Here is a 14,056-nt window from a genome sequence, read left to right as displayed (position 1 = left end):
CGCGAACCTTAAAACGTATGGACCAAGTGGTAAGTTGATTTTTTACTTGGGTCGCGTTCAAACGCTGTCGAAATCGATTTCAATTCTGTATACGAGTTTAGGCTGTTATGACTCATCTCCCGACCATAGCCGCTTTGCTTCATTCCGCCAAAGGGTGCGTCTGTACGCATCATGTGCCAGTCATTTATCCAAACTGAGCCAGCTTCGAGTTGGCGAGCAACGGCTTGGGCGCCAATGATGTCCTCGGTCCAGATGCCGGCCGACAGTCCGTATATTGAATCGTTTACGATGTTTATGGCTTCGTCTAGCTCGGTAAATTTTATAATAGACACAACTGGGCCGAATATTTCTTCGCAGGTGTGTTTCATATCATTCTGGCAATTGGTGATAATAGTCGGTTCGAGGAAATAGCCATTTTCGAAGCCTGACACAATCTTGCGTTTTCCTCCGGTAACGATGTGGGCGCCTTGCTCTTGAGCCGATTTAAGATAGGCCTCAATCCGATTAAACTGCTGCTCCGAAACAATAGGGCCCATGCCAGTTGCAGGATCGAGTGGATTACCTACGACTATTTTTTCTGCCAAGGTCTTCATTTTGGCGATGAGTTCATCGTGGATATCGACATGGACAATTAATCGACTAGCTGATTCACAAGCCTGCCCAGAGTTCATCATGATGCCGAACAGTGCGCCATGCGCGACCAAGTCGATATTGGCGTCAGGCATTACGATAGCCGCGCCTTTGCCACCGAGCTCTAGCGTGACTCGCTTTAGCGTGGCAGCTGCAGCAACTTGAATATTTCTACCTGTTTGAGTGGAACCTGTAAAAGATATTTTATTTACTTTGGGGTGTTTGACTAGGGCGTCACCCACTTTTACCCCCGTACCACTTACTAGATTCAATACACCAGCCGGTAAAAATTGATTAATTAGCTCAATTAAGCGAAATGTCGATGTTGGCGTTAATTCTGATGCTTTTACGACCACGGTGTTACCTGCAGCTAAGGCTGGGGCTATTTTCCAAGAAAGTAAAAGAAGCGGAAAGTTCCACGCGGTAATAATGCCGCAGACGCCAACAGGTTCTTTGACGACCATGGTGTGAACTTGTTCTGGCAAAATCTTTGGTGAAAGGTTTTCGATAAATGGGTAGTTTTTGATGGACTCGGCAAGAGTGAAAAATAAATCGGCGATGGCCAAGATATCTAGTCCCATTACCCGCTTGATCGTTCCGCCGGAGGCTTGAACCTCTAGAATAGCTAGCTCTTGGGCATTCGCTAATACCGTGTTACCGATTTGATACAGCAATTTGGAACGCGCGGTTACGCTAATATTGCGCCAATCTGTACTTTTCAATGCACGGCTGGCTGCGTTTACCGCGAGGTCTACATCGGTCGCATCGCCATCGGCGGTTTTCGCTATTAGATTGCCTGTGGCAGGACAATGCACGTCAATATAGTGACCAGAGTTTGGCTTTACTATATCGCCGTTAATGATGTGATGATAAAGCGGTAATTCATGGGCGTTGTTCATTTAATGTCCTTGATGTTGGTCTGTATGGATATAAATGTTTTATTTATTTATTTATTTATTTATTTGTTTATTTGTTTATTTGTTTATTTGTTTATTTGTTTATTTGTTTGAACTGATTATTGATGTTTAGTGTTGATTGGTATTGGCTTTTTAGGACGTTTTTTTGTCATTTGAGCATTGCCAATGCGGCTGTCCTAATTTGCCAAAAAGTTGTCCGCATCGGAAAAGACGTGAGATTGCTTTTGGTGGATTATGTGCACTTAATCGATTGTGTTAGAGGGGATAATAATTAAATGCGCATATCTCAGAGCTACTTAAAAAAGATCACGTTAGGTGCATCTTTAGCTAGTCTAAGTTATATACCAATGACTTCGTTGGCCGCGCCAATGCTCGAGGAAGTGATTGTTACGGGGCAGAAGCGCTCGGAGAGTACCCAGGATACTCCTGTTGCGATTACCGGTATGACTTCTGATTCGTTAGAAAAATTCGGTTTCGCGAGTGCAAATGATATATCTGCGCAAGTACCCAATATGCAGGTTAGTGGTCCCTTTGGTGACGTCCAGCCGATCTTTGCGATTCGCGGTGTCAGTATGTCGGATTACAGCTCTAATCAGGCAAGTCCCATCGGTGTTTACTCCGATGAGTCATATATGGGGCCGGTATATACTCATGGTATGAACTTTTTTGATGTTGAGCGACTAGAGGTTTTGCGCGGCCCTCAAGGCACATTGTATGGTAAAAATACTACTGGTGGTGCAATCAATATCATTACTAAAACCCCAATAATTGACGACGGCTTGCACGTCAACGCCAAGCTAGGTGCGGGGAATTATGATTCACGAGTCGGTGATTTAGGGGTTGAGGGTACGTTAATAGATGAAACTCTAGCAGTGCGTGCCGCATATTCATTTTCTCGAAATAGTGGCTATACCGAAAACCGTTCTGGTGGTCCAAATTTATCCTCCATTGATTTCCAAGGATTGCGAGTAACACTGAATTGGCAGATATCTGAAAATTTAAATAATGTGCTTAAGTTAACCCATGGCCAAAATGATTCAATGGCAAATGCGTCTAGGAATGAGCCCCGTGGCGATCTTAATAATGGCGGAGCTGGTCTTATTGGTGCGGTAGGTGGTGTTGTTGGTGGTGCTTTACTTCAAGGTGATGTAAGCAGCGGGTATATGGATAACACTGGATACTCAGCGTCGTCCCAAAATCTGGGACGTCATGAGGTCGATGATAATTTCACCGGTCCTTTAATTGTTAACTCCGACATGCTGGTTAATAAGCTGGAGTATCTTGGTGAATACCACACCTTTACAAGTATCACGTCAGTGAGTATTTCCGACTATGCTCAGAAACAGAATACTGACGGGTCGCCAGAAGGATTGCTTGAGATTCGTTGGGCTGTAGATACTGAGGCGTTTAGTCAGGACTTTAGAGTTTCTAGTAATTACGATGGCATGATTAATTTCATCGGCGGTATTTATTATGCTGAAGAAGAAATGGATATGCATAATGAGTATGCGATTTATGCAACGCCGCCGGATGTGCGGGTCGCGATCACATATCCAGGGGCGACGGGCTACTATCCGTATTTGCTCGATTATGGTCAACTTGATCAAAAGATGGTTACTGATAAGACGAGTTATGCGGCGTATACGCAGTTTCGTTTTGATATAAGTGCTGATTTTGGTATTGATTTTGGTATTCGCTATACGGTTGACGAAATTGACCTTAGCTATCTGAATATTTCTAGAGAGGGATACGATGGTAGTCCGAGAGGAACATATGTTCCGGGTAATACTACTCGACATGATGAGCCCTTTATACCACTTAATCTCGGTGGCGACGCAGGCATTGTTGAGATCGACCTATTTCTTCAGAATTTACTTACTGGGGAAACTACACTCGAAGATCTCATTGAGACGGGAGAGATTGGGTATACCCACGGTGCATATACCACAGATTCCTCGACGCCAATGTCGGCAAAGGAACAAGAGTTTACCGGTAAACTCGGCTTAGATTATCGTTTCAATGATGACTTCATGATGTACGCAAGTTATAGCAAGGGATTTCGCTCCGGTAATTTTAATGGCGGTGTTTATTATCGTGAGCGTGATTTCGAAGATGCCTATGCGAGACCTGAGTACATAGATGCTTATGAAGTAGGTTTTAAATCCGATTTTTATGATCAGCGTGCTCGTGTTAATGCCGCAGCCTTTTTATACGATTATAAAGATCAGCAGTTTATCAACGTTGTTGGCGTATCCAACTTTTTGGAAAATGCGGGTGGCTCCACTATCGCAGGCTTAGAAGCTGAGATTATGTTTGCTGCGACGGAAAAGCTAATGTTTATGATGGGTATTGGCTATCTTGATACAGAGTATACCGAGCTGGAATTGTCGGACACGGAAACGCTTAATAATCCGAATGATGAAATTGATCTTTCCGGAAATGAACTAATATCAGCGCCTAAAATAAGTGGAAACATTTCTATAGATTATGAAATATACAGTGGAGACAGTGGATATATAAGCTGGAATGTTAACGCTAATTATCAGGATAAGCAGTGGTATAGCGCTTATAATGATAAAGGTGGATATAAAAATATTAAGCAGGACGCCTATACGCTAGTGAATACACGTTTGACATGGCGTGGGATTGGTGAGGACTACTCGGTGTCTATATGGGCAAAAAATCTTGCATATGAAGAATATGATGGATATGCAATTAATCTTCAGGCTGGTTTCGGATTTGATTATTTTCAAGAAGGTCCGCCGAGAACATTTGGTGTAGATGCAACGTATAAGTTTTAATAAATAATTAGGTTGTGAATAAAGATATTAAATATATCGAGTTTTTTTAATAATATTTTGATCGTGAAACTGTGATGACGAATTTGCTATGTATAAAAGTCCGTTAATGAAACAGTAAGTGGGTCAAGCAGTTTCACGAAGGAGAACGCTATGGGAAGTATTACTTTTATTGAGCACAATGGCACTGAGCACATAGTAGATTTTGAGGTTGGGAAGTCCTTGATGCAAATTGCCTTGGATAATGGAATTCCAGGTGTTGACGCTGATTGCGGTGGTGTGTGCGCCTGCGGTACCTGTCATGTAATTATTGAAGGTAGTGCTGTCAATATTACCGGCGGCGCGACCGAGGATGAATTACAAATGTTAGATCTGACTCCCGAGCGTAGTGAAACCTCCAGGCTTGCTTGCCAGATTATCACCACTGATGGGATGGATGGCATGGTTGCGCGCTTGCCTGAATTTCAGATGTAAAAAAGTACAAAAATAATACTCAACGAATAATGCGAATAGGTGGAAATACTATGAAAATTGTTGATTTGGTTGCTGAAAAGGGCGCCGCAAGCGTCCCGATGCACTTACAAATTAAAGCCGGTCATATGCTGTACAAGGCTAAAAATAAGCTAGGTATGTACACTAAATTCCCGGAGTTTGTAGAAGCACCTGTTCCTGAAGTGTCAACGCTGGCGATCGACGAGATTGACGTTAGTAATCCATTTCTGTTTAAGCAAAATCGTTGGGAGTCGTATTTCAAGCGATTGCGCGATGAATGCCCAGTTCATTATCAGAAAAAAAGTCCATTCGGACCGTTTTGGTCGATCACGCGTTATGACGACATTGTTTTTGTAGATAAACATCACGACCTCTTTTCTGCCGAACCGTTTATCATTATCGGCGCTACGCCGAAAGAGCTCGCACTTGAGATGTTTATCGCCATGGATCCACCTAAGCACGATGTGCAGCGTCAAGCTGTGCAGGGTGTTGTGGCACCGAAGAATCTCAAAGAAATGGAGGGTCTGATTCGCAGTCGTACTCAAGAGGTCCTAGATCAGCTGCCGCTAGATACGCCGTTTGACTGGGTAGAGGATGTCTCTATCGAGCTGACTGCCAGAATGCTAGCAACACTGCTGGACTTCCCTTACGAGGAGCGTCGAAAACTTGTTTATTGGTCAGATTTGGCTGGCGGCGGTGCCGAGATGACTGGCGGCTCGACCAATACCGACGAGCTGTTCGAGGGCATGAGGGATATGGCCAAGCATTTTTCTCAACTTTGGCGCGTTAAAGAGGAAAAGATTGCTGCTGGTGGCGAAGTAGGTTTTGATCTGATCGGTATGTTACAGAATAATCCAGATACTAAGGATCTGATTAATAAGCCGATGGAGTTCCTTGGTAATTTAGTTCTCTTAATTGTTGGTGGTAATGACACCACCCGTAACTCGATGTCAGGTGGTGTTCTTGCCTTGAATCGCTTCCCTGACGAGTTTACTAAGCTGAAGAACGATCCTAGCTTGATTCCGAACATGGTGTCAGAAATTATCCGCTGGCAAACGCCGCTGGCGTATATGCGTCGTATCGCGAAGCAGGATGTAGAGCTAAATGGCAAAACCATCAAAAAGGGTGACAAGGTCGTAATGTGGTATGCCTCTGGCAACAGAGACGAGCGCGCGATTGAGCGGCCTGATGAGTTTATCGTGGATCGTAAAGGCGCACGTAACCACCTTTCCTTTGGCTTTGGCGTGCATCGCTGTATGGGTAATCGTCTTGCTGAGTTGCAGTTACGTATACTGTGGGAAGAATTGTTAGCGAGATTCGATAAAATCGAAGTGGTTGGCGAGCCCGAGTATGTGCAGTCTAACTTTGTAAAAGGCTATTCGAAGATGATGGTTAAACTTACATCGAAGTAGTTTAGAGTAGTGTTAGTCATACGGGGGAGCTTTCTGCTAATGTGTGTTAGCTTTCCCTTGTACTGTATTTAAATTAAATTTATTAGAGTTAATATTCTGGTTTTCTCGGCGTTTATAGCTGAGTAATTGACGATGCCTTTGCCCCTTCGGGGGCCTTTTTATGAAATAATTTTACGTTTATAGTACATATATAGTTAAATAATCGTCTATTTTGTAGTGCTTACCCTCGTTTATTCATGTTCTTAATTATAGCGAGCGCCGACTTTCTAGGTTGCCGTCAATTGCGATAAACTTCTGCGCCAGTATTTCCTTGAAGGCGATACTTTATTCATTAACCGACAATGAGGCATTCTGGATGATCGCGATATTTTTCCTTTATAACGCTGAATGCTACTTTTCCAATGCTTGTCGTTCCATCTTCATGCTAATAGAGGCGGTATAATTTATGCGGCGCGGAAAATCAGAAGAAAAATATGTTGATGTTCCGGGTGGAAGTATTTATGTCCGGATTTGGCATCCAGTAGAACCGCCAACGTCACCTCCAATCGTCCTGTTGCATGATTCGTTAGGCTGTGTAGCTCTGTGGCGAGAGTTTCCGGCTCAGCTTTCCCTTAGCCTTGGTCGCACAGTTGTCGCCTATGACCGGCTGGGGTTTGGTAGGTCCAGCGAACGCGTAGAACGACCATCGCGCAGATTCATTGACGAAGAAGCGGAAATTGTTTTCCCATCACTTTGTGCGTCTCTAGGCCTGGAAGCGGTGGTTCCATTTGGTCATAGTGTCGGCGGTGGTATGGCGATAGCAATTGCTGCTATTCACTCCCGAGTTAAGCTCTGCTCTAGTCTTATTGCCGAGTCTGCGCAGCCATTTATCGAAGAACAAACAATAAACGGGATCGAAGCTGCGAAGCAGTACTTCAGTAATCCGATCAATATGGGAAAACTTACCAAATACCATGGTAATAAAGCTCGCTGGGTCTTGGCTGCGTGGACTGAAACTTGGCTTGATCCTGAGTTCAGAGGTTGGAATCTAGGTTGCCATCTAAAGGAGGTGCAGTGTCCGGTGTTGGCAATTCATGGTGACAATGATGAATACGGATCAGTCGCGTTTCCCAATTTCATTGCGGGCTCTGCTTCAGGTCACTCCCTGGCCGTTATTATGGACAGAGTAGGTCATGTCCCGCACCATGAAGACCCAGTAAAGGTTATGGAAATAGTTAAAAGCTTCCTAGCAAAGGTCGATGGGGGTAGCTTTGTTACAGTCAGCTCCTAGTCTTCGTTTTTTGGTATTTTCCTGGCGTTATGAGACAGTCGGTAATCCCTTGGTGAGCAGTCACTCCAGCGTCGAAAGGCACGAGTAAAACTACTTGTGTCGGTGTAGCCTAAATGTGCAGCCAATTCATCTATTTTCATGTCGCTACTGATTAGAAGTTGGAATGCCATTTGTTTTCGCTCCTCCTCTACTAGGGCTCGAAAGCTGGTGCTTTCATTATCCAATTTGCGCCGGAGTGTGCGGCTAGATAGGTTTATTGCCGACGCAACATCGTCTAGCGACGCCATTAGCCCTAAGTCGCCTAAAATCTGATTCCTAACGCTATCGCGAATTCCGCCAGTTTGTCGCTGGCGCAATTGTCTTGCGCATTGATCGCTTAATAGTCTCGCTAGGTTGGCATCGTAAGTAGGCTGTGGTTTATCAATATATTTAATAGGAACGCGGATGGCGTTGCGCCTGCTTTGATAAAGTGGTTTAACTCCGCAGACCGACTCTATGTAGACTGAGTTTGTTGTATCCAAGGTAGTAAACTCGGTCTGCATAGTCTGAATTTCATTTAGGCTAAGTTCTTTGATGATTATGATGCTGGCGGCCATATCTCGTTCTAACAAGAACTCGCGGAGATGGCTGGGTATGGACTGCGGGTTCATGAGCAAACCAAAATAGCCGCCTTCCTCAAAGGCGTTAATCTCGCAATAAGCGGTGCTTAAAGGTAGAAAACGCAGTGCGGTGTTGAGGGCGTCCCTGAGGGTTCGACAGGTTCGCAATGAGAAACCCCAAATCCCGAAAGTGGCGATGTTGTAGCAAAGGCCAATTTTAAAGCCTAGTGCGGGTATATTGGGTAGTGCGAGCATGATGTTTTCAATGAGCCGCATTTCCTGTTCACGCTCTATGAGTACCGCGCCGTCGTTAAGGCTGTGCTCTGAAATGTCGGTCCCAAATAAGCAGGTTTCCGTATCTACACCGTGATTTTTCGCAAAATTTATCATCACTTTGCTTATAGCGACGGGACGACGGGTGCTCTGGGTATTTCCCATGTGAAAAGCCTGAGTTGGGTGGCGCTAATTTGTGGCCATAAGTACCGCGCGAAAGGACATAAGTGTCATGTTACTTTTAAAGGCGCCGCTGTACATTGAGTACTGTTAAATAATTCAATTTTCAATTATTACATGGTAATGACAATGCAGGAAGAGCTAAAGGACTTAAATAAGAAGGCTTTAGGTGCCGCGATAAGTTATATGGGTAAAGTTGCTTGGCCGACGATAGCGCTTACATTTCTTGTATGTAGTCTATTCGTACTATGTATAGTGCTTTTTGCAAATGATGTGATAACCGTTTGGTTGGCTACACCGCTTGTTAGTGTCCTAACCTATATGGCGTATACGCCCTTGCACGAAGCTGTCCACGGAAATATTCATGGTAGTAGGTCGAGGATGCGGTGGGTGAACGATGTTTGTGGCTATCTGGCTGCGCCCATTATCGGTGTTCCGTTTGCCTCCCATCGTCACGAGCATTTTACTCATCACCGTTATACCAACATTAAAGGAAAGGACCCGGATTATTTGATTAGCGAGATGGGTAAGGGGCCTTTTAGTGTGTTGCTGACGACCCTAAAGTTCTTCTATGCTCAGAATAGTTTCTTCGCGGAAAATAATTGGCACTCTGCCGATTTAAAAGAGCGTGTTGTTTACAGTGCTGAACTGTGTTTCTCGCTGGGGTGGCGTCTACTTGCTATCTTGCTTATTGATCAGCCTGGCATCTCTATTGTTGTTTTGGTGGGGTATTTCTTTGGCGGTCTCTTTACGGCTTATTGGTTTGCGTATCGGCCGCATTATCCGTATGACAATACTGAGCGCTACCAGAATACGAGTAGCCTCATTATGCCCCCGTGGATGCGTCCGATGGAATGGTTTTGGTTAGGCCAAAATATTCACTCAGTTCACCACCTATTTCCTCGGGTTCCCTTCTATCGCTATCACGCGCTGCATCGGGATATTGAGCCGATACTGCGTGCGCATGGTACGCCAATTCTTGGTATCTGGAGTCGGGCGCCGGTGACCTAGTATTAGCTTAGTGAAACGCCGCCATCACAACTTCAAAGCCAATCAGCAGGATGACGATCCATTCGAGAAAAGCACTGTGACTGTGGTTTTGCTCGTCGGCCAGTATTTCTAAAAGCTCGTGTATGGTGCCCAGCTTTTGGGATAAGACGTCAACCCGCGGCTTAATGTCGAGGTAGCGAGCAAGCTGCATATAGGTTGATTCTAGGTTTGGGTGCTCCCAGAAAAACTCTGGGGTATCGAGCAAGCCATAATGCAAAATAATATCGCTTTTGGCCGCAAACAGGCGGCCGCGAATTTTGGCCAGTTCTTTGCGCCGCAGGGGAATTTTGCCCTTTTCTGCTAGGGTAGCCGGTATATGCGCGGTGGCTTTGATATTGTCCAAGACCATGGTTTCAAACACGATCAGCTGGGTAGATTGTGCCAGTGCGTGAGATACCGCCAGTCTAAGCAGATGGTCGTCGCCAGGTAGCGATATTTGGTCGCCGCGAACGCTGAGCTGCTCGGCGTTTAAGGTGAACTGAAATAGCTCGCGGCCGCGTTTGGTTGATTCCAGCAGAATATAAGGTGTCACGCGTTTTATGAGTAGCTGTTGGTCGTCGTCAGACACGGCCCAAAATACCACTATACCGTATTGAAACAGCCAAGCTTCGCCAGACACGGTGGGTACATGATAGGCGTCGCGATAGCGGGTGAACTCATAGGGCGCAAGGGCGGCACTTTCAAGCTCTGGTATTTGGAATGCGTCACCTAGGTTGATAACGCTGATTGTTGAATTGCAAAATGGCATATTGCCACCTCGTGCGGGGCGCGCCGGCCGGTCGGAAAGTGGCAGGATGCCACTGGGCGCGCATCATATTCGCAGTCTATTTGTTAGGCAATATCTATTGGTCGATTTTTGAACAAAATTAGGCATAAAAAAAGGGGCCCTTGTGAGGCCCCTTCGCTGTGCTGAAAATGCGTTTTTTAAACGATTTTCTTCATTGCAGTCATGTAACCGCGCAGTCTGCGGCCAACAACTTCAACTGGGTGGTTGCGAATCGCCGCGTTAACGGTGATCAGCTCTTGGTTGTCTACACCGAGGTCTTTGGTGTTCAGGCCTTTACCGATGATGTCGGTAGACACCTTGCTCATGAAGTCTGCTAGCAGTGGACGACAAGCGTGATCGAACAGGTAGCAGCCGTATTCAGCGGTGTCTGAAATAACCACGTTCATTTCATACAGCTTGCGACGGGCAATGGTGTTAGCGATCAGTGGCGTTTCGTGCAGCGACTCGTAGTAAGCAGACTCTGGCTCCATACCGGCAGCAACCATGCACTCAAACGCGAGTTCTACACCAGCTTTACACATAGCAACCAGCAAAATACCGTGGTCGTAGTACTCTTGCTCGCTGATTTTAACATCGCCGGCAGGGGTCTTTTCAAAGGCTGTTTCTGCGGTGGCGGCGCGCCAAGCATGCAGGTTTTTGTCGTCGTTCGCCCAGTCTTCCATCATGGTCTTGGAGAAGTGACCGCTGATGATGTCGTCTTGGTGCTTTTCGTACAGCGGGCGCATGATGTCTTTCAGCTCTTCGGCCAAATCAAAGGCTTTGATTTTGGCAGGGTTGCTAAGACGATCCATCATATTGGTGATGCCGCCGTGCTTCAGGCCTTCGGTGACTGTTTCCCAGCCGTATTGAATCAGCTTAGAGGCGTAGCCGGCGTCGATGCCTTGCTCAACCATTTTGTCGAAGCACAGAATGGCGCCAGTTTGCAGCATGCCGCAAAGAATGGTCTGCTCGCCCATGAGGTCAGACTTAACTTCAGCAATTGGTGAAGATTCCAGAACACCTGCGCGGTCGCCGCCAGTACCAGAAGCCAAAGCTTTGGCAATTGCCATGCCTTCGCCTTTAGGATCGTTTTCACGGTGAACAGCGATCAGTGTTGGTACACCAAAGCCGCGCTTATATTCTTCGCGCACTTCAGTGCCGGGGCATTTTGGGCACATCATCACAACGGTGATGTCTTGACGGATTTGCATGCCTTCTTCAACCAAGTTGAAGCCGTGGGCGTAATCTAAGCAAGCGCCTTCTTTCATTAACGGCATAACGGCGTTAACAACGGGGGTGTGTTGCTTGTCTGGGGTCAGGTTCATAACCACGTCGGCGGTCGGAATGAGTTCCTCGTAGGTGCCTACGGCAAAACCGTTCTCAGTAGCATTTTTCCAGCTCTGACGCTTTTCGGCGATAGCTTCAGCGCGGAGCGTGTAAGACACGTCCAAGCCAGAGTCGCGCAGGTTAAGGCCTTGGTTCAGACCCTGTGAGCCACAACCGATGATGACAATTTTTTTGCCTTTTAAGTATTCGCAGCCGTCAGCAAATTCACTGCGCTCCATAAAGCGACATTTACCGAGTTCTTGCAGTTGAAGACGCAGCGGCAAACTGTTGAAATAATTCTGACCCATGGGGCTCTCCTAAGTGTGATGTAATGAAATTTGGTCGTGGCTGGTCTGGCACCGATCCCACAATGGCGGCCACTTTAGCACTGCTTGTTTGTTGCGTAAAATGATATATAGTTGATGCTGTGTTGCGTTTTTTACATTGAGTCGGGTGTCAGACGTCTGACGTCGGAAGTAAAAGTCTCCGGCGGAATGAGGTTTTTGCGTCCGACACCAGACATCCGACGTCAGGCTTGCTTTTATGAACATCAAAGAACTCCAGATCTTCATTCATCTCAGTCAATCCCTGCATTTTGGCCGTAGCGGTGATGCTATGCATTTAAGTGCATCGGCTGTTAGTCGTTCTATTATGCGGTTAGAGGAGCAGGTGGGGGTGGCATTGTTCGAGCGTGATAATCGTCGCGTACAGCTCACCGCCGCGGGGCGTGAGTTTTTGCGCTATGCTGAGCAGGCGGTGGTGAACTGGCAGTCGGTTTTGCAGCGTTTGCATATTCAGGGAGAGGCGCTTCAGGGCGAACTGGGGGTGTTTTGTTCTGTAACGGCTTCTTATAGTGTGCTTAGTAATATTCTTGAGGTGTTTCGGCAGCGATATCCTGCTATAGAATTGAAGTTGCACACAGGTGATCAGGCTGATGCCATAGAGCGTATCGTCGAGGGTGGCGAAGATTTGGGTATTACCGCCAAACCTCGGCAGTTGTCATCGCGTCTGCTGTATCAAGAATTGACGCGTTCGCCCTTGCGTTTATTGGTGCCGAATATTCCCTGTGCCGTAAATGAGCAGATTGCGGCGGTAGGTGAGGTGTTGTCGCCAGACGTATTGGCAAATTTGCCTTTTATTTTGCCGGAGCGCGGTGTGGCGAGAACCTTGATAGAGCATTGGTTTCGGCAGCAGCAGATTAAGCCCAGTGTGTATGCGCAGGTCAGTGGGCACGAGGCGATTGTCAGTACGGTGGCGCTTGGTTTGGGAATTGGTGTGGTGCCGGAGCTGGTGTTGGCTACGAGCTTTTTGCGGGAGAGGGTGCGGGTGATTTCTGTTGAGCCTGCTCTGCCAAGCATGGAAGTGGGGGTGGTGGTACTGCAGCAACGTTTGTCGAATCCCTTGGTCAAAGCGTTCTGGGATTGTGCTAAGTCATCGTACAGCTCGCTTAATTAATTTATGATGTTGCCTCTTTTATATACACGTTTTTACAGGTCGGACATTTTATGACAGAACAGCCGGACAGCGAGAAATCAAAATTGAGCTTTGATAAAGAGGCTTTATTGCTGATCGACGATCACGAAGAAGAAGTGTCTGTCGATGGCAAAACCGTGCGTAAGCGCGGAATTTACCTGTTGCCGAATTTGTTTACGACAGCGGCCTTGTTCTCTGGGTTCTTTGCCATTATTTCGGGCATGCACGGGAATTTTGAAAATGCCGCAATTGCGATATTTGCCGCAATGATCTTTGACGGGTTAGATGGCCGTGTTGCTAGGCTGATGAACGCGCAAAGTAAATTTGGCGCTGAATACGATAGTTTGGCCGATATGGTGTCCTTTGGCGTTGCGCCAGCCTTAGTTGTGTTCAGTTGGGCGCTGGTAGATTTGGGTAAGTTTGGCTGGGCGGTCTCCTTTATATATGTAGCTTGTGCGGCCTTGCGTTTGGCTCGCTTTAATACCCAAATAGATACCGCTGATAAAAACTACTTTACCGGTTTGGCGAGTCCTGCCGCCGCTGCGGTGATGGCGGGTTTGGTTTGGGTTTGTGCAGAAGAGGGCTGGGTGGAGCAGGGTATTCACTTTGAAATCGAGGTGTTTGCCGGCTTGTTAATGGCGATGTGTGGCATGCTGATGATACTTAATGTGCGCTACAGCAGCTTTAAAGGCATAGATTTGCGCGGTCGGGTGCCGTTTGTGGTGATGATCGCAGTTGTCCTGATTTTTGGTTTGGTCTCCGTTGACCCGGCGCGAGTCTTACTGGCGGCGGCAATGATCTATGCCTTGTCTGGCCCCGTACAGGCAATATACCGCCGATTTAAATGAGTCGCGCTTTGTAACAATGGCA

At 46.5% G+C, this 14,056-nt stretch carries 11 protein-coding genes; 7 read left to right on the top strand and 4 right to left on the bottom strand.

What is annotated here, in order from left to right:
- Positions 1–8: 8 nt before the first annotated feature.
- Positions 9–1,529 carry an aldehyde dehydrogenase family protein gene (locus tag C0068_RS04295; protein ID WP_008251352.1) on the bottom strand — a complete coding sequence of 507 codons (1,521 nt, stop codon included), beginning with the start codon at positions 1,527–1,529 and terminating at the stop codon, positions 9–11.
- Between the two features lie 293 nt (positions 1,530–1,822).
- On the opposite strand from C0068_RS04295, the gene C0068_RS04290 reads away from it, so the two are divergent.
- The 4 genes from C0068_RS04290 to C0068_RS04275 all read left to right on the top strand — a co-directional run bounded on the left by C0068_RS04290 (position 1,823) and on the right by C0068_RS04275 (position 7,519).
- Positions 1,823–4,348: a TonB-dependent receptor gene (locus C0068_RS04290; protein WP_233208732.1), complete on the top strand. Its 2,526-nt coding sequence runs from the start codon at positions 1,823–1,825 to the stop codon at positions 4,346–4,348.
- A gap of 150 nt (positions 4,349–4,498) precedes the next feature.
- Positions 4,499–4,819, top strand: a complete 321-nt coding sequence (locus tag C0068_RS04285; RefSeq protein WP_103683264.1) for a 2Fe-2S iron-sulfur cluster-binding protein — start codon at positions 4,499–4,501, stop codon at positions 4,817–4,819.
- Positions 4,820–4,869: 50 nt separating this feature from the next.
- Entirely contained in the window at positions 4,870–6,249 is a 1,380-nt protein-coding gene (locus tag C0068_RS04280; protein WP_103683263.1) for a cytochrome P450, read from the top strand.
- A gap of 445 nt (positions 6,250–6,694) precedes the next feature.
- Positions 6,695–7,519 carry an alpha/beta fold hydrolase gene (locus C0068_RS04275; protein WP_103683262.1) on the top strand — a complete coding sequence of 275 codons (825 nt, stop codon included), beginning with the start codon at positions 6,695–6,697 and terminating at the stop codon, positions 7,517–7,519.
- Here the strand turns inward: C0068_RS04275 and C0068_RS04270 are convergent.
- The gene (locus C0068_RS04270; RefSeq protein ID WP_103683261.1) at positions 7,516–8,556 is read right to left on the bottom strand and encodes an AraC family transcriptional regulator; all 1,041 of its coding nucleotides are present in this window, start codon (positions 8,554–8,556) and stop codon (positions 7,516–7,518) included. The two genes, C0068_RS04275 and C0068_RS04270, sit on opposite strands and share 4 nt — an antisense overlap.
- A 132-nt stretch (positions 8,557–8,688) precedes the next feature.
- On the opposite strand from C0068_RS04270, the gene C0068_RS04265 reads away from it, so the two are divergent.
- Positions 8,689–9,582 (top strand): fatty acid desaturase family protein, encoded by an 894-nt coding sequence (locus tag C0068_RS04265; RefSeq protein ID WP_332908285.1) that lies wholly within the window; start codon positions 8,689–8,691, stop codon positions 9,580–9,582.
- Between the two features lie 7 nt (positions 9,583–9,589).
- Here C0068_RS04265 and C0068_RS04260 read toward each other — a convergent pair whose 3' ends face one another.
- Both C0068_RS04260 and ilvC read right to left on the bottom strand, forming a co-directional pair.
- The gene (locus C0068_RS04260) at positions 9,590–10,369 is read right to left on the bottom strand and encodes an RMD1 family protein (RefSeq protein ID WP_008251338.1); all 780 of its coding nucleotides are present in this window, start codon (positions 10,367–10,369) and stop codon (positions 9,590–9,592) included.
- 176 nt (positions 10,370–10,545) lie between these two features.
- Complete coding sequence (ilvC, locus tag C0068_RS04255; protein WP_103683259.1) at positions 10,546–12,021, bottom strand: ketol-acid reductoisomerase; 1,476 nt, start codon at positions 12,019–12,021, stop codon at positions 10,546–10,548.
- Between the two features lie 235 nt (positions 12,022–12,256).
- On the opposite strand from ilvC, the gene ilvY reads away from it, so the two are divergent.
- The gene (ilvY, locus tag C0068_RS04250) at positions 12,257–13,168 is read left to right on the top strand and encodes an HTH-type transcriptional activator IlvY (protein WP_103683258.1); all 912 of its coding nucleotides are present in this window, start codon (positions 12,257–12,259) and stop codon (positions 13,166–13,168) included.
- Between the two features lie 50 nt (positions 13,169–13,218).
- Positions 13,219–14,034, top strand: a complete 816-nt coding sequence (gene pssA, locus C0068_RS04245; protein ID WP_103683257.1) for a CDP-diacylglycerol--serine O-phosphatidyltransferase — start codon at positions 13,219–13,221, stop codon at positions 14,032–14,034.
- Positions 14,035–14,056 lie beyond the last annotated feature (22 nt).

This window comes from Zhongshania marina, assembly GCF_002915595.1.
Taxonomy (GTDB): domain Bacteria; phylum Pseudomonadota; class Gammaproteobacteria; order Pseudomonadales; family Spongiibacteraceae; genus Spongiibacter; species Spongiibacter marinus_B.
This window is presented reverse-complemented; position numbering and strand designations above follow the sequence as displayed.

Coding starts and splice junctions, on each gene's coding strand:
- C0068_RS04280 (WP_103683263.1), top strand. CDS start 4,870: ATGAAAATTGTTGATTTGGTTGCTGAAAAGGGCGCCGCAAGCGTCCCG.
- C0068_RS04275 (WP_103683262.1), top strand. CDS start 6,695: ATGCGGCGCGGAAAATCAGAAGAAAAATATGTTGATGTTCCGGGTGGA.
- ilvY (WP_103683258.1), top strand. CDS start 12,257: ATGAACATCAAAGAACTCCAGATCTTCATTCATCTCAGTCAATCCCTG.
- C0068_RS04285 (WP_103683264.1), top strand. CDS start 4,499: ATGGGAAGTATTACTTTTATTGAGCACAATGGCACTGAGCACATAGTA.
- pssA (WP_103683257.1), top strand. CDS start 13,219: ATGACAGAACAGCCGGACAGCGAGAAATCAAAATTGAGCTTTGATAAA.
- C0068_RS04295 (WP_008251352.1), bottom strand. CDS start 1,529: ATGAACAACGCCCATGAATTACCGCTTTATCATCACATCATTAACGGC.
- C0068_RS04260 (WP_008251338.1), bottom strand. CDS start 10,369: ATGCCATTTTGCAATTCAACAATCAGCGTTATCAACCTAGGTGACGCA.
- C0068_RS04290 (WP_233208732.1), top strand. CDS start 1,823: ATGCGCATATCTCAGAGCTACTTAAAAAAGATCACGTTAGGTGCATCT.
- C0068_RS04270 (WP_103683261.1), bottom strand. CDS start 8,556: ATGGGAAATACCCAGAGCACCCGTCGTCCCGTCGCTATAAGCAAAGTG.
- C0068_RS04265 (WP_332908285.1), top strand. CDS start 8,689: ATGGTAATGACAATGCAGGAAGAGCTAAAGGACTTAAATAAGAAGGCT.
- ilvC (WP_103683259.1), bottom strand. CDS start 12,021: ATGGGTCAGAATTATTTCAACAGTTTGCCGCTGCGTCTTCAACTGCAA.